Source organism: Noviherbaspirillum galbum (assembly GCF_010974945.1).
Lineage (GTDB): Bacteria > Pseudomonadota > Gammaproteobacteria > Burkholderiales > Burkholderiaceae_D > Noviherbaspirillum > Noviherbaspirillum galbum.
In genome coordinates, this window is sequence record NZ_JAAIVB010000068.1 from 20,400 (window position 1) to 45,468 (window position 25,069).

24 protein-coding genes are annotated in these 25,069 nt (G+C 64.5%); 9 read left to right on the plus strand and 15 right to left on the minus strand.

What is annotated here, in order from left to right; translation table 11 throughout:
- Positions 1-68 precede the first annotated feature (68 nt).
- Complete coding sequence (locus tag G3574_RS18970) at positions 69-1,106, plus strand: GGDEF domain-containing protein (protein WP_163966696.1); 1,038 nt, start codon at positions 69-71, stop codon at positions 1,104-1,106.
- 21 nt (positions 1,107-1,127) lie between these two features.
- On the opposite strand, the gene G3574_RS18975 is transcribed toward G3574_RS18970, so the two are convergent.
- Together G3574_RS18975 and G3574_RS18980 are read right to left on the minus strand one after the other, a co-directional pair.
- Positions 1,128-1,886: a substrate-binding periplasmic protein gene (locus G3574_RS18975; protein WP_235953520.1), complete on the minus strand. Its 759-nt coding sequence runs from the start codon at positions 1,884-1,886 to the stop codon at positions 1,128-1,130.
- A gap of 94 nt (positions 1,887-1,980) precedes the next feature.
- The gene (locus G3574_RS18980; protein ID WP_163966698.1) at positions 1,981-2,613 is read right to left on the minus strand and encodes a LysE family translocator; all 633 of its coding nucleotides are present in this window, start codon (positions 2,611-2,613) and stop codon (positions 1,981-1,983) included.
- Positions 2,614-2,738: 125 nt separating this feature from the next.
- Here G3574_RS18980 and G3574_RS18985 point away from each other — a divergent pair, with 125 nt between their 5' ends.
- The 4 genes from G3574_RS18985 to icmF all read left to right on the plus strand — a co-directional run bounded on the left by G3574_RS18985 (position 2,739) and on the right by icmF (position 11,390).
- Positions 2,739-3,182, plus strand: coding sequence for an Lrp/AsnC family transcriptional regulator (locus tag G3574_RS18985; RefSeq protein ID WP_163966701.1), 444 nt, complete (start codon positions 2,739-2,741; stop codon positions 3,180-3,182).
- 27 nt (positions 3,183-3,209) lie between these two features.
- Positions 3,210-4,148: a LysR substrate-binding domain-containing protein gene (locus G3574_RS18990; RefSeq protein ID WP_163966704.1), complete on the plus strand. Its 939-nt coding sequence runs from the start codon at positions 3,210-3,212 to the stop codon at positions 4,146-4,148.
- Between the two features lie 207 nt (positions 4,149-4,355).
- Complete coding sequence (locus tag G3574_RS18995; RefSeq protein ID WP_163966707.1) at positions 4,356-7,925, plus strand: indolepyruvate ferredoxin oxidoreductase family protein; 3,570 nt, start codon at positions 4,356-4,358, stop codon at positions 7,923-7,925.
- A gap of 186 nt (positions 7,926-8,111) precedes the next feature.
- Complete coding sequence (gene icmF, locus G3574_RS19000) at positions 8,112-11,390, plus strand: fused isobutyryl-CoA mutase/GTPase IcmF (RefSeq protein ID WP_163966710.1); 3,279 nt, start codon at positions 8,112-8,114, stop codon at positions 11,388-11,390.
- A gap of 46 nt (positions 11,391-11,436) precedes the next feature.
- Here the strand turns inward: icmF and G3574_RS19005 are convergent, their stop codons facing one another.
- Positions 11,437-12,138 (minus strand): Crp/Fnr family transcriptional regulator, encoded by a 702-nt coding sequence (locus G3574_RS19005; protein ID WP_235953521.1) that lies wholly within the window; start codon positions 12,136-12,138, stop codon positions 11,437-11,439.
- Positions 12,139-12,232: 94 nt separating this feature from the next.
- On the opposite strand from G3574_RS19005, the gene rarD reads away from it, so the two are divergent.
- On the plus strand, positions 12,233-13,117 hold the full coding sequence (rarD, locus tag G3574_RS19010; RefSeq protein ID WP_163966713.1) for an EamA family transporter RarD: 885 nt from the start codon (positions 12,233-12,235) through the stop codon (positions 13,115-13,117).
- An 83-nt stretch (positions 13,118-13,200) separates the two neighbouring features.
- Here the strand turns inward: rarD and G3574_RS19015 are convergent, their stop codons facing one another.
- Positions 13,201-13,818 carry an OmpW/AlkL family protein gene (locus tag G3574_RS19015; protein ID WP_163966716.1) on the minus strand — a complete coding sequence of 206 codons (618 nt, stop codon included), beginning with the start codon at positions 13,816-13,818 and terminating at the stop codon, positions 13,201-13,203.
- Positions 13,819-14,012: 194 nt separating this feature from the next.
- Here G3574_RS19015 and ettA point away from each other — a divergent pair, with 194 nt between their 5' ends.
- Positions 14,013-15,680, plus strand: a complete 1,668-nt coding sequence (gene ettA, locus G3574_RS19020; RefSeq protein WP_163966718.1) for an energy-dependent translational throttle protein EttA — start codon at positions 14,013-14,015, stop codon at positions 15,678-15,680.
- Between the two features lie 79 nt (positions 15,681-15,759).
- Here the strand turns inward: ettA and G3574_RS19025 are convergent, their stop codons facing one another.
- The 3 genes from G3574_RS19025 to G3574_RS19035 form a co-directional block, all read right to left on the minus strand.
- Positions 15,760-16,296 (minus strand): superoxide dismutase family protein, encoded by a 537-nt coding sequence (locus G3574_RS19025; RefSeq protein ID WP_163966721.1) that lies wholly within the window; start codon positions 16,294-16,296, stop codon positions 15,760-15,762.
- A gap of 123 nt (positions 16,297-16,419) precedes the next feature.
- A complete protein-coding gene (locus tag G3574_RS19030; RefSeq protein WP_163966723.1) occupies positions 16,420-17,226 on the minus strand; it encodes a DUF4198 domain-containing protein in 807 nt (268 codons plus the stop codon).
- 74 nt (positions 17,227-17,300) lie between these two features.
- Positions 17,301-17,798 carry a GNAT family N-acetyltransferase gene (locus tag G3574_RS19035; protein WP_163966726.1) on the minus strand — a complete coding sequence of 166 codons (498 nt, stop codon included), beginning with the start codon at positions 17,796-17,798 and terminating at the stop codon, positions 17,301-17,303.
- 278 nt (positions 17,799-18,076) lie between these two features.
- Here G3574_RS19035 and G3574_RS19040 point away from each other — a divergent pair, with 278 nt between their 5' ends.
- Entirely contained in the window at positions 18,077-18,268 is a 192-nt protein-coding gene (locus G3574_RS19040; RefSeq protein ID WP_163966729.1) for a hypothetical protein, read from the plus strand.
- A gap of 273 nt (positions 18,269-18,541) precedes the next feature.
- The gene (locus G3574_RS19045) at positions 18,542-18,856 is read left to right on the plus strand and encodes a hypothetical protein (protein WP_163966732.1); all 315 of its coding nucleotides are present in this window, start codon (positions 18,542-18,544) and stop codon (positions 18,854-18,856) included.
- Position 18,857: 1 nt separating this feature from the next.
- Here G3574_RS19045 and G3574_RS19050 read toward each other — a convergent pair whose 3' ends face one another.
- From G3574_RS19050 to G3574_RS19085, 8 genes are all read right to left on the minus strand, one after another.
- Complete coding sequence (locus tag G3574_RS19050) at positions 18,858-19,283, minus strand: response regulator (RefSeq protein WP_163966736.1); 426 nt, start codon at positions 19,281-19,283, stop codon at positions 18,858-18,860.
- Entirely contained in the window at positions 19,276-19,785 is a 510-nt protein-coding gene (locus tag G3574_RS19055) for a GAF domain-containing protein (RefSeq protein ID WP_163966739.1), read from the minus strand. The genes G3574_RS19050 and G3574_RS19055 overlap by 8 nt, the downstream gene beginning before the upstream one ends.
- Positions 19,786-19,858: 73 nt before the next feature.
- Positions 19,859-21,028: a zinc-dependent alcohol dehydrogenase gene (locus G3574_RS19060; protein ID WP_163966742.1), complete on the minus strand. Its 1,170-nt coding sequence runs from the start codon at positions 21,026-21,028 to the stop codon at positions 19,859-19,861.
- Complete coding sequence (locus G3574_RS19065; RefSeq protein ID WP_163966745.1) at positions 21,025-22,089, minus strand: SRPBCC family protein; 1,065 nt, start codon at positions 22,087-22,089, stop codon at positions 21,025-21,027. Before G3574_RS19065 ends, G3574_RS19060 begins: the two co-directional genes overlap by 4 nt.
- Positions 22,090-22,263: 174 nt before the next feature.
- On the minus strand, positions 22,264-22,815 hold the full coding sequence (gene speG, locus G3574_RS19070) for a spermidine N1-acetyltransferase (RefSeq protein ID WP_163966748.1): 552 nt from the start codon (positions 22,813-22,815) through the stop codon (positions 22,264-22,266).
- Between the two features lie 151 nt (positions 22,816-22,966).
- Positions 22,967-23,473, minus strand: coding sequence for a hypothetical protein (locus G3574_RS19075; protein ID WP_163966750.1), 507 nt, complete (start codon positions 23,471-23,473; stop codon positions 22,967-22,969).
- A 124-nt stretch (positions 23,474-23,597) separates the two neighbouring features.
- Complete coding sequence (locus G3574_RS19080; protein WP_163966753.1) at positions 23,598-23,912, minus strand: antibiotic biosynthesis monooxygenase family protein; 315 nt, start codon at positions 23,910-23,912, stop codon at positions 23,598-23,600.
- Between the two features lie 89 nt (positions 23,913-24,001).
- Positions 24,002-25,069 carry a DNA topoisomerase IB gene (locus G3574_RS19085; RefSeq protein WP_328804815.1) on the minus strand — a complete coding sequence of 356 codons (1,068 nt, stop codon included), beginning with the start codon at positions 25,067-25,069 and terminating at the stop codon, positions 24,002-24,004.

Genomic DNA, 25,069 nt, shown 5'->3' on the forward strand with positions numbered 1-25,069 from the left:
CCGGTCAGGCACCGTGCCCTTGGCACCCGTCCCGACCAGCCACGGTGAGATCGCTCGGATTTACGAACATGCAAGCTCTCCTGAAATGTCTGGTTGATATCACCTGCCAGCGCGATCACGCGTTGCTGGACAGCTCCGTGGTGTCGGCCCTGCATGAACTGGTGGGCGCCCAGCAGGTTCGGGTCCACGAACTGGTTCGCTTCCGCGAGGAATTGTTCGTCCGTCCCCGCGTATGGATCGCCAACGGCAAGATCGAATCCACGGAGGACGGCCTGACTGCCGAGCACCACGGGGAGCCGATAACCAGTTTTCCCGGCCTGGTGGAAAGCATCAGCCAGCGCAAGAACAGCGTGGAACAGGAAACACCGGATGGCCAGCATGTCTTGTGGCTCCCCGTCTGGCTCAACGACAAGGTCAACACCTGCCTCGAGGTGACTCATTCGCGCCCCTTCAACGGCGACATGCTGCGCGTCATCGAGGGCATCCTCTGCGTCTACCGCAATTACCAGAACATCCTCGACTACAGCGAGCGCGACTCGCTGACCGGCCTGCTCAACCGCAAGACCTTCGACGAAAAGTTTTCCCGCCTCCTGTCAAGCGCCGGCGCCGACAGCGCGCCGCAGGAGGAAGGCGACCGCCGGCAGGGTCCGCAGCAGGACATCGGGCAATGGCTGGCGGTGGTCGACATCGACCATTTCAAGCGGGTCAACGACCAGTATGGTCATCTTTACGGCGACGAGGTGCTGATCCTGGTTGCCAACCTGCTGCGGTCCTCGTTCCGTGCGCAGGACCGGGTGTTCCGCTTCGGCGGCGAAGAATTCGTGGTGCTGCTGCGCTCCACCACCCTGGCCGATGCCCACCGCATCTTTGAACGCTTCCGCACCAACGTCGAGAAGCATGTATTCCCGCAGGTCGGCACGGTGACGGTGAGCGTCGGATTCGCCCGCATCTCGATGGAAACGCCGGTGGTGATCCTCGGCCACGCCGACCAGGCGCTTTACTACGCCAAGGCCAACGGCCGCAACCGGGTGTGCCACTATGACGAACTCGTCAGCAGCGGCCAGCTGCATTCCGAGGTATCGAACGATACCGTGGAGTTTTTCTAGGCGCCGCTTGCAGCCCTTGCCTCAGGCGCCCTTCTTCGACTTGTTCATCGCATCGATCGCCTTGTTCAGGCGCTGCATCACGTCACGCGGCACGTCCTTGCTGCAGGTGATGTAGCGGTTCAGGCCCTGCGGCATGTCCGGCAGGTCCAGCTGGATGGTCTTGCGCATGTTGTCGTCGCGTTCGTTGAAGTATTCCCAGTCGGCGCGGTCGATGAACATGTACGACACCCGGCTGACGGCGACGCTGCGCGTCATGAGGGCGGGAGTGACGGTCTTGCGGTCGATCTGGTTCTGCGAGGCCTTGATCATCGCGTCGAGCTCCGGACCATAGGACACGCCATCGACCACGCCAAGCACCAGGTCCTTGTCCTTGAGCAGTGAGGCCAGCGTGCGATGCGCCTTGACCTGGGCCAGCGCGTTCGGCGCCACGAGCACGGTATGCGGCGGGTCGGTATGGAACGCCTCGCTGAACTGCACCATCGCCTCGCGCTCCGGCAGGCGATACCAGCCGATGGAACAATAGGACTGGGCTCCGGCGGCGAAATTGGCCCAGATGCGCTTCGCCGGCTCCTGCACGAATTCCGCCGGAACGCCGGCATTGTCGAAGATCTGCCTGGCGCGCTTGAGGAGGAAACCCTGTTCCACTCCGTTTTCGATGTAGTGATAGGGAGCCTTGTCGCGCCAGGCGACGGTGATCGTCGAGGCGGCAGCGGGCACGGCGGCAATGACCGCGAGGAAAGCGGCAACGACGCTGCACGACAGCATGAATCCGGTTTTCATCTACGGTTCTCCCTGGCAATCTTCACTATAACAGCCAAGAGCTTTTTGTCCATCGGAAAGCAGGCGCCGCTCGCGGCCGTTTTTCGGCTCTTTCTCAGTGCGCGACGCGCTTGACGGTCGCCATCAATGCGCCGGCCAGCATCAGCAGGCTGCCCGATGCACGGTTCCCGTTCCGCACCAGGGAAGCGCTCGCGGTGAAGCGGCGCGTCCGGCTGCCGAGCCAGGCATAGGTGCCATAGGTGATGGTGTCGAGCGCGACCGTGGTGGCGCCGTACACCAGCATCTGCATGCCCACCGGCCGGGACGGATCGACGAATTGTGGCAGCAGCGCGACGAAATACAGCAGAGCCTTCGGATTGGACAATTCCACCACGACGGCTTGCCACATCACGCGCGGGCCGCCGATTGCGCCGCCATCTTCCGCGCTGACCGTCATCGCGCTCGCCCGGCCGAGGAACGCGGACACGCCCAGGTAGAACAGGTAAGCCACGCCTGCCCACTTGATGACCGAGAACAGCGTGCCGCTGGCGACGATCAGAGCGGCGACGCCGGTGGCCGACAAGGCGAAATACGCCGCGTTGGCAATGGCGATGCCGGCGATCGCCCAGGCCGAATGTTGCAGGCCGCCGGAGATGCCCCGCGTGACAACCATCAACGCGGCGGGGCCCGGCGTCATGCAGACGACGGCGGTGGTGACGAAAAAGATGAGGTAGGTATCCCAGTTCATGGCAGGCTCCGCGCGGTTGAAAATGCATGACACAGTCTATGTTTGCCAACCCGGCTTTTGAATGGATAATGCAAGGCAAAACCAACCCGAAACCTTGGGTTTGAAGGAAAAAAGGGAGCTTTGCCATGAAAATCGAATTCGACGTCATGGATGCCCGCATCCTCGACATCCTGCAGGCGGATGCGCGGACCACGCTGGCGGAAATCGGCCGGCGCATCCACATGAGCCAGCCGGCGGTGGCCGAGCGGGTGAGGCGGATGGAAGCGGCCGGCGTCATCACCGGCTACCACGCCAAGGTCAGCCCGGCGGCCCTGGGATATGGCATCACGGCCTTCATCCGCGTGTCCAAGCGCAGCCATGAGACGCCAGTGGAAGTCGTGGCCAGCCAGGTGCCGCAGATCGTCGAATGCCACTCCATCACCGGGGACGACTGCAGCATCGTCAAGGTGGTGGCGGGCTCGGTGGGCGAGCTGGAAAAGGTGATCGTGGAACTGACGCGCTGCGGGGTCACCTCCACCTCGCTGATCTTGTCTTCCTCGATCGAACGCAAGCCGATCAAGCCGGCCTGACGGCCGTCGCATGTATCATTCGCTTCCATGGAACTGCGCCAGCTTCGCTACTTCGTCGCCATCGTCGACCACGGCTCGCTCTCGCGCGCGGCGCGTGCGCTGCACGTCGCGCAGCCGGCGTTGACCCAGCAGATCCGGCAGCTGGAGGAAGAACTCGGCGCCCAGCTGCTGCACCGTTCCGCGCAGGGCGTGGTGTCCACCGATGCCGGCAAGACCTTCCACGAACACGCCCAGGCCATCCTCAAGCAGGTCGAGGACGCGCGCTCCGCGGTCGCCCAGTCGGCGGACAAGCCGGCAGGCACCGTCGCGCTCGGCATCCCGCAAAGCGTCTCCAACGTGCTTGCCCTGCCCATGCTGACCGCGGTAAGGACAAGCTATCCGGACATTTCGCTCCAGATCACCGAAGAACTGACCGGAAACCTGACGGAGCAGCTCAAGTCCGGCCGCATCAATCTCGCCGTGCTGTTCGACGACGGCCAGCTCGGCGCCTTCGCCGGCGCACCGCTGGTGGAAGAGGACATGATGTTCATCACCCGCGCCGGCTCCCGCTTCGCGCCGAAGGGCAGGTCGATCGCCCTGCGCAAGGCGGCTGCCGTGCCCATGATCCTTCCCGGCCTGCAGCATGGCGTGCGTCCGCGCATCGAAAGCATCGTGCGCCGCGCCGGGCTGTCGCTGTCGCAGGTGATCGACATCAATTCCGTGGCCATCCTCAAGTCCGCCCTGCTGGCCGACATCGGCGCGACCATCCTGCCGGTGGCGCCGATGATGTCGGAGATCGAGCATGGCGAACTCCAGGCCTTCCCACTCAACGGCGCGGCAATCTCGCGCACCGTCGTCCTTTGCTGGTCGCGCAACATTCCCCTGACGAACGCGGGCAACGCCCTGAAGAACCTCGTCATGACCGTGTCCGGAGAACTGTGCGCCAGCGGAAGATGGCCGGGCGCGCGCTCCTTGCACGGGGCATAGGGATGGGGGTATAGGTTTTCCTTATACCCCCATCCGCATTCCCTATTTGCACCCCAAGCGCCGAGCCCCTACACTTCATCCATGGCGATTCTTTCAATGAACCGCCGTCAAGGCTGGTACCCCGGCCCTGCTTCCTGGCACGACTCCGCCCTACCCGGCGGCCGACCTGCCAGGCGCTATCTGAAATAACCTTTTGGAGACACCCTGATGACCGACACAGCAGTGGCCACTGCTGGGAAGGCCGATTCCGCATCCAGCGGCGCGCCTGCCCTCGCCCCCGTCAAGCTCGACGACAAGTACACCTCCACCACCGGCAAGATTTTTCTGTCCGGCATCCAGGCGCTGGTCCGCCTTCCCCTGATGCAGCGGCAACGCGACCTCGCGGTCGGCCTGAACACCGCCGGATTCATCTCCGGCTATCGCGGTTCGCCCCTCGGCGGACTCGACGAAACCCTCTGGAAGACGCAGAAGCTGCTTGAGGAAAATCATGTCCGCTTCGTACCGGGCGTGAACGAGGACCTCGCCGCCACCGCCGTCTGGGGAACGCAGACGGTCGACCTGATCGGCCCGGCCAAATACGATGGCGTGTTCGCCATGTGGTACGGCAAGGGCCCGGGCGTGGACCGCTGCGGCGACGTCTTCAAGCACATGAACCACGCCGGCACCGCGAAGCACGGCGGCGTGCTGCTGGTGGCCGGCGACGACCATGGCGCCTATTCATCCACCCTGCCCCACCAGTCCGACCACATCTTCGCCGCCTGCATGATCCCGGTGCTCTACCCGTGCAACGTGCAGGAATACCTCGACCTCGGGCTGCACGCCTGGGCCATGTCGCGCTATTCCGGCTGCGCGGTCGGCTTCAAGGCCCTGGCCGATACCGTCGAATCCACCGCCTCGGTCGACGCCGACCCGTTCCGCCTCCGGATCAGCTACCCCGACGATTTCGTCATGCCGGAAGGCGGCCTGAACACCCGCCTTTCCACCGATACCCTCGGCATCCAGGCGCGCAAGCAGGAAGCGCTGATGCAGGACTACAAGATCTACGCCGCGCTGGCCTATGCCCGCGCCAACAAGCTCAACCACGCCACCATCGACAGCCCGGATGCCCGATTGGGCATCATTGCCTCCGGCAAGTCCTACCTCGATGTGCTCGAAGCCATGGAGGAACTCGGCATCGACGAAACGATGGCGGCCGACATCGGCATCCGCGTCTACAAGGTGGCCATGCCCTGGCCGCTGGAACCGGACGGCGTGCGCGAGTTCGCCCAAGGCCTGGAGGAGATCCTGGTGGTCGAGGAAAAGCGCCAGATCGTCGAGTACCAGCTCAAGGAACAGCTCTACAACTGGCGCGACGACGTGCGCCCGCGCGTGATCGGCAAATTCGACGAGAAAGGCGAATGGGTGCATCCGCGCGGCGACTGGCTGCTGACCTCCAAGGCCGACTTTTCCGTGGCGCAGATCGCCCGGGTGATCTCCCAGCGCATCGCGCGCCTCGGCTTGCCGACGCATACCAGCGACCTGATCAAGGCGCGCCTCGCCTTCCTCGAAGCCAAGGACAAGGTGCTGACCAAGGCGGTCAATACGCCGCCGCGCCCGGCCTACTACTGCTCGGGCTGCCCGCACAACACCTCGACCAAGGTGCCGGAAGGCAGCTTCGCCCTGGCCGGCATCGGCTGCCACGTGATGGCCACGGCGATCTATCCGGAATTCAACAAGCTGACGACCCACATGGGCGGCGAAGGCGCGCCCTGGATCGGCCAGGCGGCGTTCTCCAAGGTGCCGCACGTATTCCAGAACCTGGGTGACGGCACCTATTTCCATTCCGGCTACCTTGCCATCCGGGCTGCCGTTGCCGCCAGGGTCGACATGACCTACAAGATCCTCTACAACGACGCGGTGGCCATGACCGGCGGCCAGCCGGTGGACGGCACGATCTCCGTGCCGATGATCGCGCAGCAGATGGCGGCCGAAGGCGTGCAGCGCATCGCGCTGGTGACGGAAGACCTGTCGCGCTACGCCGACCGTTCCGCCTTGCCGTCCGTCGTTACCTTGCACGACCGCAAGGACATGGACGCGGTGCAGCGCGAGCTGCGCGAGGTCAAGGGCGTGTCGGTGCTGATCTACGACCAGACCTGCGCCGCCGAGAAGCGCCGCCGGCGCAAGAAGGGCGAGTACCCCGACCCGGCCAAGCGCCTGTTCATCAACGACGCGGTGTGCGAAGGCTGCGGCGACTGCGGCGTGCAATCGAACTGCACCTCCATCCTGCCGCTGGAAACCGAATTCGGCCGCAAGCGCGCCATCGACCAGTCCTCGTGCAACAAGGACTATTCCTGCGTGAAGGGTTTCTGCCCCAGCTTCGTCACGGTGGAAGGCGGCACGCTGAAGAAGTCGAAGACCGGTACGGCGAAGGAAGACGATTTCGGCGCCTTGCCCGAACCCGTCATCCCGCCCTGCGACGCGCCCTACAACATCCTGCTCAACGGCATCGGCGGCACCGGCGTGATCACCATCGGCGCGCTGATCGGCATGGCGGCCCACCTCGAAGGCAAGGGCGTGTCGGTGCTCGACATGACCGGCATGTCGCAAAAGAATGGCTCGGTCACCTCGCACATCCGCATTTCCCGCGAACCCGGGCGCATCCGGGCGCAGCGCATCGCCACCGGCGAGGCCGACCTCGTGCTGGGCTGCGACATGCTGACCGCCGGTGCGCAGGACGCCATCGCCAAGATGCGGCCCGGCCGCACCCGGGCGGTGGTGAACACCCACCAGCAACCGACCGGGCACTTCGCGAAGCAACCGGACTGGCAGTTTCCCTTCGATGCCGTGCAGGCATTGATCAATGAATCCGTCGCTGAGCGCGCGGACTACATCGACGCCACCCGGCTTGCGACCGCGCTGATGGGCGACTCGATCGCCACCAACCTGTTCATGCTCGGCTTCGCCTGCCAGAAAGGCGCGCTGCCGGTTTCGGAAGCGGCCTTGCTGCGCGCCATCGAACTCAACGGCGTGGCCATCGAGGCCAACAAGAAAAGCTTCCTGTGGGGCCGCCGCGCGGCGGTCGACCTGGCACGGGTGGAGCGCATCGCCGTGCCGGGCACGCCGGTCGTCATGCACATGCCGGAAACCCTCGGCGGCCTGCTCAAGCGCCGCGTGGCTTTCCTGACGGATTACCAGGATGCCGCCTATGCCGCCCGGTACGCGGAGCTGGTGAACAAGGTCAGCGCCGTGGAAGCGGAGCGCAAGCTCGGCGACAAGCTGTCGAAGGCGGTGGCGAAATCTTATTTCAAGCTGCTGGCCGTCAAGGACGAGTACGAGGTGGCGCGCCTCTATACCGACGGCAAGTTCATGGACAAGCTGAAACAGCAGTTCGAAGGCGACTTCACCCTGAAATTCAACCTCGCCCCGCCGCTGCTGGCGAAGAAGGATGCCCAGGGCCACCTGGTGAAGGCCGAGTACGGGTCATGGATGTGGAAGGCCTTCGGCTTGCTGGCAAGGATGCGCCGGCTGCGCGGCACCGCCCTCGACGTCTTCGGCATGAGCGCCGAACGCCGCATGGAAAGGCGGCTGATCGCCGAATACCGCGACACGGTACTGGGCCTGCTCGACACGCTGTCGGCCGGCAATCATGCGCTCGCGGTCGAGATCGCGGCCTTGCCGGACAAGGTGCGCGGCTTTGGGCACGTCAAGGAGAAGGCGGTGCAAGCCTACCATGCCGAGCTTGCCGTCCTGCAAGCGAAATACCGGGAAGCCGGCGCCGGCCTGCCGCACGCCGCCTGAGCATTGCCCGCCATCAACGCCATCCTTACCGTCTCGCGGGGCGCGGAGGATGGCGTTATCATCTTTGTCGTCCGGATGACGAACTGGCATTTGACGCTGTGCTAGATTGACGTTAACGTAAACGTCATCGCCACCCGCCCCTGGCGCTCCACCATTCCCGAAACGAGACACCGCGAGACACCGCCCATGACCGATCTCTCCGAATCCAAGAAGCTTACCGAGTACAAGCCCGCCAACAAGGTCCGCTTCGTCACCGCCGCCTCGCTGTTCGACGGCCACGACGCCTCGATCAACATCATGCGGCGCATCCTGATGGCCAACGGCGCCGAAGTCATCCACCTCGGCCACAACCGCTCGGTCGACGAGATCGTCACCGCCGCTTTGCAGGAGGACGCGCAGGGCATCGCAATATCGTCCTACCAGGGCGGCCACGTCGAGTATTTCAAGTACATGATCGACCTGCTGCGCCAGCGCGGCGGCGAGCACATCAAGGTCTTCGGCGGCGGCGGCGGCGTGATCGTGCCGGCCGAGATCGCGGACCTGCACGCCTACGGCGTGACCCGCATCTTCAGCCCGGAGGATGGCCAGCGCATGGGCCTAGTGGGCATGATCCTTTCCATGATCGCCGCCTGCGACGTCGACCTGTCCGGCTACGCGCCCACCTCGCTGCAGGCTTTGACCGAGGGCGAGATGGCGCAGCGCCAGCGGCCGCTGGCACAGCTCATCACCGCGCTCGAAAACGACCGCGCCGACGCCGGGCTCAAGAAGGAACTGCACACCGCGGCCGACACACTCCAGACGCCGGTGCTGGGCATCACCGGCACCGGCGGCGCAGGCAAGTCGTCGCTGACCGACGAACTCATCCGCCGCATCCGCCTCGACCAGGACGACGCGCTCAACATCGCGGTGATTTCCATCGACCCGTCACGCCGCAAGTCCGGCGGCGCGCTGCTGGGCGACCGCATCCGCATGAACGCCATCAATCCGTGGAACGGCCAGTCGCGCGTGTTCATGCGTTCGCTCGCCACCCGCGAAGCCGGCTCCGAGATCTCGCAAGCCTTGCCGGACGTCGTTGCCGCCTGCAAGGTGGCGGGCTTCGACCTGGTGATCGTCGAGACTTCCGGCATCGGCCAGGGCGACGCCGCCATCGTGCCGCACGTGGACCTGTCGATGTACGTCATGACGCCGGAGTTCGGCGCGGCCTCGCAGCTCGAAAAGATCGACATGCTGGATTTCGCGGACTTCGTTGCCATCAACAAGTTCGACCGCAAGGGCGCGCAGGATGCGCTGCGCGACGTGGCCAAGCAGTACCAGCGCAACCGCGAGCTATGGAGCAAGCGCCCGGAGGAAATGCCGGTGTTCGGCACGCAGGCCTCGCGCTTCAACGACGACGGCGTGACCGCGCTCTACCAGGGCCTGCTGCCGGCCTTGAAGGAACACGGCCTGAAGGCAAGGCAAGGCAGGCTCGCGCCGGTGGACGTGCGCTACTCGTCGGGCAAGAACGCCATCGTGCCGCCGGCAAGGACGCGCTACCTGGCGGAGATCGCCGACACGGTGCGCGGCTACCACAAGCAGGTGCAGAAGCAGGTGACGCTGGCGCGCGAACGCCAGCAGCTGCAGGAGGCCAGGCGCATGCTGTCCGCCGCGGGCAAGAGCGCCGACTTCGACGACGTGATCGACGAGCGTGACGGCGCGATGGACCCGGCAGCGAAGAAGTTGCTGGCGATGTGGCCTGACATGCAGCAGGCCTATTCCGGCGACGACTACGTGGTGAAGATCCGCGACAAGGAAATCCGCACCCGCCTGACCTACAAAACGCTGTCCGGCAACACCATACGCAAGGTATCCCTGCCGAAGTACGCCGACCATGGCGAAGTGCTGCGCTGGCTGATGCTGGAAAACGTCCCCGGCTCCTTCCCCTACACCGCCGGCGTGTTCGCCTTCAAGCGCGAGAACGAAGACCCCACCCGCATGTTCGCCGGTGAGGGCGACGCCTTCCGCACCAACCGCCGCTTCAAGCTGGTGTCGGCCGGCATGGACGCCAAGCGCCTGTCCACCGCCTTCGATTCGGTGACGCTCTACGGCGCCGATCCGGCCCCGCGCCCGGACATCTACGGCAAGATCGGCAACTCCGGCGTGTCGATCGCCACGCTCGACGACATGAAGGTGCTGTACGACGGCTTCGACCTGTGCCATCCGGCGACCTCGGTATCGATGACCATCAACGGCCCGGCGCCCACCATCCTGGCGATGTTCATGAACACCGCCATCGACCAGCAGATGGAGAAGTTCCGCACCGACAACCACCGCGAGCCGACCGACGACGAAGCCGCCAAGATCCGCGCCTGGGTGCTGCAGAACGTGCGCGGCACGGTGCAGGCCGACATCCTCAAGGAAGACCAGGGCCAGAACACCTGCATCTTCTCCACCGAGTTCTCGCTCAAGGTCATGGGCGACATCCAGGAGTACTTCGTGCATCACCAGGTGCGCAACTTCTACTCGGTGTCGATCTCGGGCTACCACATCGCCGAGGCAGGAGCGAACCCGATCTCGCAGCTTGCCTTCACCTTGTCGAACGGCTTCACCTTCGTGGAGGCATACCTCGCCCGCGGCATGCACATCGATGACTTCGCGCCCAACCTGTCGTTCTTCTTCAGCAACGGCATGGACCCCGAATACACGGTGCTGGGCCGGGTGGCGAGGCGCATCTGGGCGGTGGCGATGCGCGACAAGTACGGCGCCAACGACCGCAGCCAGAAACTGAAGTACCACATCCAGACCTCGGGCCGCTCGCTGCACGCGCAAGAGATCGACTTCAACGACATCCGCACCACCCTGCAGGCGCTCATTGCCATCTACGACAACTGCAACTCGCTGCACACCAATGCGTATGACGAGGCGATCACCACGCCGACCGACGAATCGGTGCGCCGCGCGCTTGCCATCCAGCTCATCATCAACCGCGAGTGGGGGCTGGCGAAGAACGAGAATCCGAACCAGGGTTCGTTCATCATCGAGGAACTGACCGACCTGGTGGAAGAAGCGGTACTGCAGGAATTCGAGCGCATCGCCGAGCGCGGCGGGGTACTGGGAGCGATGGAGACGGGCTACCAGCGCGGCAAGATCCAGGAAGAGTCGATGTACTACGAGCACCTCAAGCATGACGGCACGCTGCCGATCATCGGGGTGAACACCTTCCGCAACCCGAAGGGCGATACGATTCCGCAGCAACTGGAACTGGCACGCTCGACGGAGGACGAGAAGCAGTCGCAGCTCGAGCGCCTTGCCGAATTCCAGGAGCGCAACGCGAAGGCCGCCCCGGCCGTGCTGGAACGCCTGCAGCAGGCCGTCATCAGCAACGGCAACGTGTTCGCGGTGCTGATGGATGCAGTGCGCGTGTGCTCGCTGGGCCAGATCAGCAATGCGCTGTTCGAGGTCGGCGGCCAGTACCGCCGCAACATGTGATCTCCGGCGCAGGGCCTTCGCGGCCCTGCGCTTCCCTCCAGCGCGATCAGCCCGTGAAGGTGCGCAGGCCGTCGAGGTCGAGCACCGTGATGCCGCCGTATTCCAGCCTCAGCAGTCCCGCCTCTTCCAACTTTCTCAATGCCCCGTTCACCCGCTGCCGCGACGCCGCCGCCAGCAGGCCGATCTCTTCCTGTGAAATCTTGAGCGAGAGGCTGATGCCCGGGTTCAGGTGCGGGTTGTAGAGCGCCGCCAGGCAGCGCGCCAGCCGGGCGTCGGTGTCGAGCATGCGGTCGTATTCCACCAGCGAGATGAACATGCCCAGCCTTTCGTTGAGCAGGGTCATGACGAAACGGTTGAAGCCGATGCTGCTGTCGAGCAGCCAGTGGAAGGTGGCGCGCGGCATGAGGGCGAGATGCGAATCGCGCAGGGCGACCACGTCGTACTGGCGCGGCCCCGGCTTCAGCAGCGAGCCTTCGCCGAACCAGGCGCCATCGAGCACACCGGTGAAGGTGATGGGCTTGCCCTCAGGCGAGACGCTGCTCATCTTCAGCAAGCCTTCGATGGTGCCGATCCAGAACTCGACCGGCTCGCCCTTGCGGCACACGGTCGCGCCCGCCGGCACGTGGCGTTCGACCATGTCCTGCTCGACGCGCGCCATCTGGTCGGAGGTGAGCGATTGCGCCCATGCCGACTGGCGGATCATGTTGATCATGGAGAGCGGCGCGGGCTTGGGAGACGTGGCGGTCATGAAAATCGATGTGGTGGAAACAAGTCCCATGCTACCCGAAACGGCCGCAGGGCACGTCGGGCAAGGAAGCGGCAATGCTGGGATAATTCCGCTCATGAACCAAGGCATACTCTTCGCGGCCGGCGCCTACGCGGCATGGGGGCTCTTTCCCCTCTACTTCAAGGCCCTGCAATCCATTCCTCCCGCCCAGATCCTCCTGCACCGCATGTTGTGGTCGCTGGTCTTCCTCGTGATCGTCCTGACGTGGCGCCGCCAATGGGCCTGGCTCGCCGACGTGATGCGCCGGCCCAAGGTGCTGGCAGGCTTCACCGCGAGCGCATTGCTGCTTTCCACCAACTGGTTCATCTACATCTGGGCGGTCAACAACGGCCGCGTGGTGGATTCCAGCCTGGGTTACTTCATCAATCCGCTGGTCAACGTGCTGCTCGGCTTCCTGCTGCTGCGCGAACGGCTGCGTCCGGTACAGTGGTTCGCGGTCGGGCTGGCCGCAGCCGGCGTGGCCTGGCTGACGTGGCAAACCGGCCAGCTGCCATGGGTCGCGCTGTCGCTCGCCGGCAGCTTCGGCCTGTATGGCCTGCTGCGCAAGACCGCGGCTCTGGGCGCGCTCGAAGGGCTTGCCCTGGAAACACTGCTGCTGTTTCCGCTGGCCCTGGGCTACCTGGCGGTGCTGACGATGGATGGAAGCAATGCCTTCCTCGGCGCATCGACGCCGCAGCAACTGCTGATGGCCGCGGCCGGGCCGATCACCGCGATTCCGCTCCTGATGTTTGCCGCCGGCGCGCGCCGCATCCCGCTGTCGCTGCTGGGCATGCTGCAGTACATCGGGCCGACGCTGCAATTGCTGCTGGGAGTGTGGCTGTACCATGAACCATTCGGCGGCGCGCGGCTGGTGGGGTTCGCGCTGATCTGGAGCGCGCTCGCGGTGTATTCGATGGAAGGCGTGTGGCGGACGTGGCGCGGCAGGGCGGGCGCTGCTTGATGGGGTAAGGTGGGAAAAATGGGATCCCCGCCTTCGCGGGGATGACAGAGGTTGACGGGGATGCCAACGCCCCCCGCTATCCATTAGAAGCGGTAGCCGACGCCCAAGCCGACCAGCAACGGATCAACCTTCACCCGGCTGATGGTAGCCCCACCCGAATACACGTCGCTGCGAATCTGCACTTTCTTCACGTCCAGGTTGAGCAACCAGTTCTTGTCGAGCTTGAAATCCACGCCAGCCTGCAGCGCAAGGCCGAAGCTGTGGTTGTCCAGCGTCGCGCCGCCATTGAGCAGGTTCACCTTGGAGATGTTGGTGTAGTTCACGCCGGCGCCGACGTAGGGGCTGAACTGCGCGGCCGGCGCGAAGTGGTATTGCACGGTCAGGGTCGGCGGCAGGTGCTTGAAAGTGCCGATCTTGCTGCCGCTCAGGTACACGTCATGCTCCTGCGGATAGGTCAGGATGAGTTCGGCGGCGATGTTCGGCGTCAGGAAGTAGGAAATGTCGACTTCGGGAATCGCCTTGCTGCTGACGGTGATGGCATTGGCGGGCAGGGCCAGCGGGCCGCCGGCGTCCGACTTGTTGGCCGGGTCGATGTTGACCACGCGGGCGCGCACCAGCCACGGACCCTGCTGCTGGGCCATGGCTTCGCCTGCGAGGGCGCCGAGTGTGGCAAGAACGAGAATGGCTGCGGCTTTCTTCATGGTGTGTCCTTCTTTTTGCTGTCGTTGAAAGTGCAGCAAGGTTAATTTTGCGTCGCAGCAAAATCGTTGATTCAGATCAAAAATTTCCATCCTGCAATCAGGGTTTTAACTTGCCTGGATCGGCGGCCTGAACCGGCATGGAAATCGGGTATCCTTGCACTCTTCCCATTTCCCGACCCATCACCGCATCCCCTATGGCTCAATACGTCTACACCATGAACCGCGTGGGCAAGATCGTCCCGCCCAAGCGCCAGATCCTCAAGGACATTTCGCTGTCGTTCTTTCCCGGCGCGAAGATCGGCGTGCTCGGCCTGAACGGCTCGGGCAAGTCCACGCTGCTGAAGATCATGGCCGGCATCGACAAGGAAATCGAAGGCGAGGCCGTGCCCATGCCGGGCCTCAACATCGGCTACCTGCCGCAGGAACCCCAGCTCGATCCGGAAATGACGGTGCGCCAGGCGGTCGAGTCCGGCCTCGGTGAAGTGGCCGAGGCGCAGTCCAAGCTGGATGCGGTGTACGCCGCCTATGCAGAACCCGACGCCGATTTCGATGCGCTGGCGGCCGAGCAGGCGCGCCTGGAAGCGCTGATCGCCACCGCCGGCGGCGGCAACCTCGACCAGCAGCTGGAACTGGCCGCCGATGCCTTGCGCCTGCCGCCCTGGGACGCGAAGATCGGCGTGCTGTCCGGCGGCGAAAAGCGCCGCGTCGCGCTGTGCAAGCTCTTGCTGTCCAAGCCCGACATGCTGCTGCTCGACGAGCCGACCAACCACCTCGACGCCGAATCGGTGGACTGGCTCGAACAGTTCTTGCAGCGCTTCCCCGGCACGGTGGTCGGCATCACCCACGACCGCTACTTCCTCGACAACGCCGCCGAATGGATCCTCGAACTCGACCGCGGCCACGGCATTCCCTGGAAGGGCAACTACAGTTCCTGGCTGGAGCAGAAGGAAGCCCGCCTGAAGCAGGAAGAGTCCACCGAATCCGCCCGCCAGAAGACCATCCAGAAGGAACTGGAATGGGTGCGCCAGAACCCCAAGGGCCGGCAGGCCAAGAGCAAGGCCCGTCTCGCCCGCTTCAACGAGCTGTCCGAGCACGAATACCAGAAGCGCAACGAAACGCAGGAAATCTTCATTCCGGTGGCCGAGCGCCTGGGCAATGAAGTGATCGAGTTCAAGAACGTGAGCAAGGCCTTCGGCGACCGCCTGCTGATCGACAACCTCAGCTTCAAGATCCCGGCGGGCGCCATCGTCGGCATCATCGGCCCCAACGGCGCGGGCAAATCCACGCTGTTCCGCATGATCGCCGGCCAGGACAAGCCGGACAGCGGCGAGATCGTGATCGGTTCGACGGTGAAGGTCTCGCTGGTCGACCAGTCGCGCGACGACCTGTCCAACAAGAAGACGGTATGGGAAGACGTGTCGAACGGCGCCGACATCCTGACCGTGGGCCGCTTCGAGATGCCGTCGCGCGCCTACCTGGGCCGCTTCAACTTCAAGGGCGGCGACCAGCAGAAGATCGTCGGCAACCTGTCAGGCGGCGAACGCGGCCGCCTGCACCTCGCCAAGACCCTGCTCATGGGCGGCAACGTGCTGCTTCTGGACGAACCCTCGAACGACCTCGACGTGGAAACCCTGCGCGCGCTGGAAGACGCCTTGCTGGAATTCGCGGGCAGCGTGATGGTGATTTCCCACGACCGCTGGTTCCTCGACCGCATCGCGACCCACATCCTCGCCTTCGAGGGCGAGTCCCAGGTGGTGTTCTTCGACGGCAACTACCAGGAGTACGAAGCCGACAAGAAGAAGCGTCTCGGCGAGGAAGGCGCGAAGCCCAAGCGGATCCGCTACAAGCCGATCACGCGCTGAACCGGGCGTACGGCCATGATGCGGAAAGGGGCGCTCGATGCGCCCCTTTTTCTTTGCCCAAGGATGTTTCGAACGCGAATCAGACCGGCTTGACGACGCCGCAGGCCACGCGCTTGCCGGAGTTGCCGGTGGGTTGGGTCTTGTAGTCATCCGGGTCGGCATGCACGATCAGCGCCTTGCCGATGATGCTGTTCGCATCGCCTTCCTTCATGCTGACCTGCTTGCCCGGCAAGGTGACCTGCAGGTTGGCCTTGCCGCTGCCGTCGGCCTCGACGTTGCCCAGGTCGCCGGCATGGTGGTTGTCATGCGAGGGACCGCCATGGTTCATGCTGCCAGGGTTGAAGTGACCGCCGGCGCTCATGCCGTCGGGCGCGCTGCAATCGCCCTTCTCATGCACGTGGAAGCCGTGCTGTCCCGGCGCGAGGCCATCGATGCGGGCATCCACCAGGATCTGGTCGCCCTTCTGGATGAAGCTCACCGTGCCGCCCGCGTTGTTGCCCTGGGTGGGCTTGAGGTCGGCGACGGCGATCGGCTTGGGGCCCGACATGCCGGCGCAGGCGGATAGCAGGATGGCGCTGGCGGCGATGCCGGCGGACGCGGCGAAGCGGATGTTCATGACTCCTCCTTCTGTGGATGCTGTGGATTTCGTTGATGTCGTTGGCCAGGATTCTTGGCATTGCGCCAAGAATGTCGCCGCATCATCGCATGTCCCGGAGGAATCCGTTTGTTCTAGCGCAGCTTATTTTTCCGGCAAGGCGAAGCTGAGGTTGGCCCAGAAGCTGTCCCAGTCCGCTTCCTTCGCCTCGGGGCCGGCCGGCAGCATGTGCACCGCGCTCAGCATCCACATGCCGGCGTAGGGCAGGCTGACGCTGGTCTTTCCCTGGGCATCGGTGGTGGCGCGGATCATGAGCACCTGCCGTTCGTGCCGGTGCCAGGCCTTGAGCAGGACGCCCGAAGCCGGCTTGCCATCGAACAGGAGTTGGAGGTGCAGCGTGCTCCCGGCCGGCAGGGTGGTCGGATCCTCCGCCGGCACGATCTCGAAGCGCTGCCCGGTCCGGGCCGCATGGGTGGTGGATGCCTGGCTGCCCGCGCGCATCATGATCTTGACGTTGCGGCGGTAGTGCTCCCGGCCCGGCTCGTTCTGCTTGCCGTCGGCTTCGCGCTTGCGGATGATGGCGTCGAGTCCTTCGTCATGCAGGTAGGCATGAAACTTTTCCGCGGGCAGGGTGATGCTGCTCGGGTAACTATCGAAGGCCAGCATCCAGGCGCCCTCCGCGGGCAGTGCAAGCTTCATCTCGGGCAGCGCGCGCTCGGCGGGCAATTGCTGGCGTATGTCGAACTCTTCGCCATCGTGGACCAGCTTGAGCATGGCCGCCTGCGGCCTGGCGATCGGAACGACGTCGCCGTTGAAGTATTCCCCGACGCGCAGGCGCACGGCGACCGGCTCGTTTGGTGCCGCGCGGAAGGGTTCGGCCTCGCCCCAGAACTCATGGGCGCCGGCGCTCCCCGCGAGGCAGGCAAGAAAAAGGAAAAGCAATGACTTCATGTGGGGCTCGCATGGACGAAGGGCTCGAAGCTTGTACGCGCGCCGCCGGACCGCGGATTCAGGCAATCGGCCAATCAGGCAGCCGGCGGCGCGCCGGCCATGTCCCGCAGGCTGTCCCCGGTCACCCGGCAGATGCGCCAGTCGGGCAGCACAGTCGCGCCCATGCCTTCGTAGAAGCGGATCGCGTTCACGTTCCAGTCCAGCACGGACCACTCGAAGCGCCCGCACTGGCGCTCGACCGCCAGCTGGGCGAGGCGCCGCAGCATGGCAGTGGCAATGCCTTTGCCGCGATGCGCCGGCTTCACGTACAAGTCTTCCAGGTACAGGCCCTTGCGGCCTAGGAAGGTCGAGAAGTTATGGAAGAACAAGGCGAAGGAAACCGGCGCGCCATCGATCTCGGCGACCAGGCATTCGCAGGACGGCCGCGCGCCGCACAAGGCGTCGCGCAGGCTGTCCTCGGTCGCCACCACGAGATGGGACAGCTGCTCGAAATCGGCAAGCTCGCGGATCATGCCGAAGACCGCGGGCACGTCGCCGGCCTGTGCCGGGCGGATCTGGAAAGGAAGCATCATGGTCACGAAAGATGGAGGTGTCCGATTGTAGCGGAAGGCATCCCTTCCCTCGCTGCCCTTCATGCCATGCAGGCAGTCGCTGCCGCCCGAAACGCGGACAAGAAACGGTAAGCATGGCCCCGCACCGGAACGATTCATCGGCCGCCCCATTCCAGCGCATTGTTTGAGAGCGCTCAACGAACGCCGCAATGCAGCATGGCTGCATTAGTAATCCAGGAACCGCGCCCTATGATGAATGGACTCAGGGGGGCAGTACTTTTTTACTCCAGGAGGCCAACATGAAAACAATCATCATCATCGCAAGCGCATTCCTCATGGCAGCTTGCGCCGGCACGGGCGGACGCACCAGTTCCGGCAGCAACATGGGATACGGCGCGAGCTCTTCCGGCAGCGAAGCGGGCACCAGCATGAGCGGCAACTACTACGGCAACCGGCATGACATGGCCGGCGATCCGTACTTCGGCGGATAAGCATGGTGGCGGGCAAGGCGAACGATTGAACGCATCGCCCGCATGGCCCGCCGCTGCGCGCGATGCACGGCGGCGGGCAGGCACAGCCAGCAACCACTGTGCTTGACTGACCTGCAATGGATATTTTGTCAGCGTTGCGGCAGCACGACTGACTTCCGCGCGATTCCGGTTTTTTTCCACGGCGAACGACAGCCCGGCGATTCCGATCGCTACAATTCCCCTTACTCCCGCTTCCATTCCGCCCGACGGCGGAACGCACCCTGGCTGTCATTCATGGAACACCTGCTCAGCGTCTTGTACGGCATTTCCGGCGTCATCGCGTCCGCCTTGTATATCCCGCAAATCCTTAAGTACCACCACAACCCCGATGCCAGGAAATCGATATCCCTGCTGTCGTGGAGCGGCTGGATCGCGATCGCCGTGGTCAGCATCCTGTATGCGCTGCTGGTGGTGAAGAACATGCTGTTCGCGGGTGTGGTGTCGCTCAACGTCGCCGCCCAGCTGACGGTGCTTGCCTACGGCTTGCGCGCGCGACTGGGATCGCCCGCGGGGCCGGCCGCGGGCGACGCAGCCAGCCAGCCCGCCTGAATCAGGCGGCCAGGGCGTCGCCCGATTGCTCCATGCCGCCGCAGAACTGCGCGAAGGTGTCGAGCAGCGACCGTGCGCGGAACGGCTTGAGGATCACCCGCTGCACGTTCCGCAGCCGCAGCTCATGGAAGAATGCCGCGTCGCAGTGATCGAGCATCACCGCGATGGGAATGTCCGGCTTGCTGGCGGAATCGCCGGTGCGGATATGGTCGAGCAGGGTCAGGTCGTACTGGTCGTATTTGCGGTCGCCGAAGTCGAGGGCCAGGATCACGCCGTCGAAGGCGCGTTCGCGCAGGAGGCGGCTTGCGATGCCGACGCTGCTGGCTTCGTTGATCTGAGCCAGCCCGATCGAGCGCGCGGTCATCACCACCGTGCGGCGCAGGAGCGGATCGGGTTCGAGCAGCAGCATGGCGTTCTGGTCAGACATCGGGCGCCTCCTCCACGGGAGCCGATGCCAACTCCTCCGCGAGCAGGTCGCGCAGGCTGGTCAGGATCGCCATGGACACCGCGTCGAGGCGGCGCGGCCGGGTGTCGATCAGGCACAGCGTGCCGACGGCATGGCCGCCGGGCATGAGCAGCGGCGCGCCGGCATAGAAACGGATGAAGGGATCGCCGGTCACCAGCGGATTGTCGGCGAAACGCGCATCCGCGTGCGCATCTTCCACCACCATGATGTCGGGCTGGAGGATGGCATGGCCGCAGAAGGAAATGTCGCGCCCGGTCTCGCAGGGTTCGAGGCCAACGCGCGCCTTGAACCACTGGCGCCGTTCGTCGACGAGCGAGATCAGGCAGATCGGCACGTCGAATTCCTGGCTGGCGAAAGCCACGATCTTGTCGAAGCGCTGTTCGGGAGGGGTGTCGAGGATGAGCAAGGCGCGCAAGGCTGCGAGGCGCTCGTTGTCATCGTCTGGAATGGGGGCGGCGAGCATGGCCGGACTCCGGATGCATGATGCCTGACACCTTATCATGACCGGAGCCGGAATGCCTATCCGCAAGACTCGCCTATGGCTTCAATACCACCTTGATGCAGTCGTTCTGCTTGTTGCAGAAAATATCATACGCGTAGGGCGCGTCGTCGAGCGAGAAGGTATGCGTGATGACGCAGGTCGGGTCGATCTCGCCGCGCTGTATCCGCTCGAGCAGGGGCTTCATGTAGCGGTGCACATGGGTCTGCCCGGTCTTGATGGTCAGCGACCGGTTCATGATCGAACCGAAGGGGATCTTGTCGAGGAAGCCGCCATAGACGCCGGGGATCGACACCACGCCGCCGTTGCGGCAGGACAGCAGGGCTTCGCGCAGGGCGACCGGCCGGTCGGTTTCCTGCATCATCGCCTGCTTGACCCGGTCATAGACGCCGACCGCGCCGGCGCCGTGCGCTTCCATGCCGACCGCGTCGATGCAGGCGTCCGGGCCGCGCCCGCCGGTCATCTGCTTCAAGGCGTCGATGACGTTCACTTCCTCATAGTCGATCGTTTCCGCCTTCGAGATCTCGCGCGCCATGCGCAGGCGCTCGGGGAAACGGTCGATCGCGATCACGCGCTCCGCGCCGAGCAGCCAGGCGCTCTGGATGGCGAACTGGCCGACCGGGCCGCAGCCCCACACCGCGACCACCGATCCCGGCTTGATGTCGCAGGCCTCGGCGGCCATGTAGCCGGTGGGCAGGATGTCGGACAGGAACAGCACCTGTTCGTCGGTCATGCCGTCGGGGATCTTGATCGGACCGACGTCGGCGAACGGCACGCGGGCGTATTCAGCCTGTCCGCCGGCATAGCCGCCGGTGAGGTGGGAATAGCCGAAGATGCCCGAGGGCGAATGGCCCCACATCTTTTCCGCCATCCAGGCATTCGGATTGGAGTTCTCGCACACCGAGGTCAGCTGTTCCTGGCAGAAGAAGCACTGGCCGCAGGCGATAGGGAACGGCACGACGACCCGGTCTCCGATCTTGAGGTTCTTGACTTCGGAACCGAGCTCAACGACCTCGCCCATGAATTCGTGGCCGATGATGTCGCCCTTCTCCATCGTCGGCACGAAGCCGTTGTACAGGTGCAGGTCGGAGCCGCAGATCGCGGTCGAGGTGATCTTGACGATGGCATCGCGCGGATTGAGGATGGTGGGATCGGGCACGTTCATGATCCGCACATCCTTCTTGCCCATCCAGCAGTTCGCTTTCATCCCGGTGCTCCTTTTCTCCATAACAGTCGGTTAAGAACGCCACGCGGACCGGAGGTCTGGCCGACCGTGGTCGGGATCTCGCCGGTCTCGATGAGCCACTTGAAGCGCCGCAGGTCTTCGTCGACCTGCATCTCGGGTTCCTCGCCGAACAGCTTGGCTACCAGCGCGCCGGCGGCGCCCATCGGCGGCCGGTACTGCAGCTCGACCCGCACCACGGTGCCGCGTCCGCCCGATGCGGGCTCGAAGTGCACCGTGCCTTCGTTGTCGACGTCGGCGCCTTCCAGCGAGCGCCATGCCAGGTAACGCCCCGGCTGGTCGGCGACGAGCTCCGCATCCCAGGCCACCGAGGTGCCGGCCGGTCCCTTGGCCACCCAGTGCATGCGGTTTTCGCCGGTGATCTCTACCGACTGCAGGTGCTTCATGAAGCGCGGGAAATTCTCGAAGTCATGCCAGAAGCGGTAGCACTCTTCCGCCGTGCGGTTGATGGTGATGGTCTTGAAGACATGGACCGCGCCGTCGGCGCTCACCAAAGTCTGGTTCTGCTGCGTATGCTCCACGCTCGTCAGCAGGTCGACGAGGGCGATGCCGGCCACCGCCGCCGCGGCCAGGGCGATGCGGTTGCGCTGCGCATTGCCGGAGCGGGCGGCCGCGCCGAGCAGGGCCAGGTCCATCGCGTCGCCCGCCACCCGCGCCCACAGGAAGCCGGTCGGCTTTTCCTTTTGCAGCAGGCCGACGCCGGCGGCAATCTCACGCGCGCCGAGGGCGCGCATGACCACCGGGCTGTCCGGCACGCCGATGGCCTGCGACAGGCGGCGCGGCACGAGCAGCTGGGCAAGGCCGAGGCCGATGCTGAACCAGCCCAGCGCATTCGCGAACTGGCTGGCGCGTGAAGCTTCCTGGCCTGGCGCGTTATAGGCCACGCCATGCACGGGCGCATGTCTGGGGGAACGGGAATCGGCATGGATGCCGGAAGGAGGGAAAGCGGTTTGCTGGCTGAGGAGCGGCTGGGAATCCGGCCGCCGGATACCTGGCGAGCCAGGGCTTGCTGCATGGTCTTGCATGATCTGTGCCTCCGTAGCGTTGCTGCAACAGGGGTTGGCGAGACGGCATGCCATGGCCTCCATGAATCATGGCGCCACGTAACATGTGTGAGCAAGTTAGTAAGTTATTTGTTGAGCAGGTTCCCCTGCGGGCCGGTATGCGCGGCGCCGCGGGAATGCCCTTCGGGAAGAACGTCAGCGAGAATGCGTGACTGCATGGCGGGCATCGAGGTAGGCCCGCTGGAACATGCACATGCGATAGGCGTCGCGATAGACGCCGTTGACGAAGAACTCGCCGATCAGTTCGCCCTCGCGCTGGAAGCCGCATTTCTCGTAGATGTGGATCGCGGCCTGGTTTTCCTTGTCGACCAGCAAGTAGAGCTTGTAGAGGTTGAGCACCGTGAACGCATACTCGATGGCGAGCTGCGTGGCGCGCTCCGCATAACGCTTTCCCTGCCAAGCGGGCGCGACGATGATCTGGAATTCGGCGCGGCGGTGGATGTAGTTGATCTCCACCAGCTCGACCAGGCCGACGAGGTCGCCGGCGTCGTTCTCGATGATGAAGCGGCGTTCGCTCTGGTCGTGGATGTGGCGGTCGTAGAGCTGCACCAGTTCGACGTAGGCCTCGTAGGGCTCTTCGAACCAGTAACGCATGATGTTGCTGTTGTTGTTGATCTGGTGGACGAAGTGCAGGTCGTTGCGCTCCAGCGGGCGCAGCTTGACATGGGGCTGGGTAAGCGTGGTCATGCCGGTGGCGGGACATGCCGGCGCCGGTCGTGCCGGCTCTTCATGCCCTTGAGTGAATCGTTTCCTCAGATTACGCCGCGCCCGGCAGGCTGGCAACCCGCGGCGGCGCGGGTGTTGCGCGCGGTCACATCACCGGCGCATCCGGAGCGGCTTACTTGCCGTCCTTCTTCAGTTCCTGCTCGAAATGCTCCCAGGAGAGTTCCTCGACGTCCGGCTTGGGAATGTGGCGGTAGTGCTCCAGCCCTTCGTTGATGTAGTCGTCGGAGTTCTGGTCCACCTTGGCTTGCGTGGCATCCTGGCCACCGCTGGCCTGCTTGACCGGGAAGCGCCAGAAGATCTTGTCGAGTTCCAGCCCGCTGCTCTTGCGCACGTGTTCGCGCAGGGTCATTTCGATGATGTGGGAAAGGCGGAACCGCTTCATCGGTTCGGATTCGACCATGGCGACGTAGTGCTCGCCGCCGAGCCGGGTACAGGTCACCGCCACCTCGACGCCGCTGCGGCGGAAATAATCGAGGATGGTGCTCCTGATGGCCTGGATGTTCTGCTTCTCGCGTCCGGCCCGCAGCTTGACGGCGACCGCGAAGGCAATGATCCCGGCCACGGTCAGGGCCAGCAGGACGAGGAGCGCCAGGACGACGGCATCAGCACTGAAAGACATGGATAAATGACCTCACTCCGGGTTGGGCGCATTGGGCAAGACGGAGGCAATGACAGCCCGCATCTTGCCATCCTTCAACATCATAACACTGCCGTCCCCCCGTCTGTCCAATGCCGTCAAGCCGTCAATCCGGTTTTTCCGCCGATTTCGCCAGCAGGGTGAAGTGCTCCACGCTCGGCGGCGACGCGAAGAAAGGCCCGACGATGGCGCGCCACTCGGTGAACGCGGGCGACTGGCGGAAATCGACGGTGTGGTTTTCCAGCGTTTCCCAGAAGATCATCAGGACGTAGCGCTCGGGCGACTCGATGCCCTTGTTGACCTTGTAGCCACAAAAGCCCTTGGCCTTGGAAATCACTTCCTCCACGCCGCGCTGGATGGCGGCGTCGAATTCGGCTTGCTTGCCCGGATGGATGCGGATGTCGGCGAGTTCTAGGATCATTGCGTCGTTTCCATGGTGGGGGGAAACCGGGATTATTGCATCTTCCCGGGCTGATATGGAAACGACAAGCCATCGGGCAGCGTCCCCCGTCAGGCGGCCAGCCTTTCCTGCAGCAAGGCGACGACCGCGGCCTCCTCGGGCCGCAGCGCATGCAGGTCGTTCTCCATTTCTTCCCGCGCCCGGCGGCGCAGGGCTTCGAGCATGGTGCCGTCCATGTAGGACTCGATCACCGCCGGATGCACATAGCATTTGCGGCAGATGCTGGGCGTGTTGCCGAGGCGCTCGGCGACGCTTTCGATGGCCCGCACGACGTTCTTCTTGGCCTGGGCTTCCGAATCGAACTTTTCATATTCCTGCAGGGCCAGCGCGGCCAGCAGGGTGCCGGACCAGGTGCGGAAATCCTTGGCGGTGAAATCCTCGCCGCTGATCTCGCGCAGGTAGTCGTTGACGTCGGACGAGCCGACCGTGCGCTGTTCGCCGTCGTCGTCGATGTACTGGAACAGTTCCTGCCCCGGCAGGTCGCGGGTGCTGCGCACGATGCGCGCCAAGCGCGGGTCGTCGAGCTTGATCGAATGGTAGACGCCGCTCTTGCCGCGGAAGCGGAATTCCACTTCGCTGCCATCGATGCGGACGTGCCTGTCGCGCAGCGTGGTCAATCCGAACGACTTGTTCTTGCGCGCGTATTCCTCGTTGCCGATGCGCATCATGGTGGCCTGCAGCAGGTAGACGATGGTGGCCAGCACCTTCTCGCGCGGCAGTCCGCGGCGCTTGAGGTCTTCCTCGACGCGCTTGCGCATCCCGGGCAGCGCCTTGCCGAACGCCACCATGCGGCCATACTTGGCTTCGTCGCGCACCATGCGCCACTTGGCGTGGTAGCGGTATTGCTTGCGTCCGCGGGCATCGCGCCCGGTGGCCTGGATGTGGCCCTTGTCGTGGGCGCAGATCCAGACCTCGGTCCAGGCCGGCGGAATGGCCAGCGCCTTGATGCGGGCCAGCGTCGCCTCGTCCCTGACCGGCTTGCCGTCGGCGTCGGCATAGCGGAAGCCGCTGCCCGCCGCCTGCCGCCGGATGCCATTCATGCTGTCGTTCACGTAACGCAGGCCGACCTGGCGCGCGGCGGCGCGGGCATCGTCGGCGGCGAGATCGGCGGCGGCCAC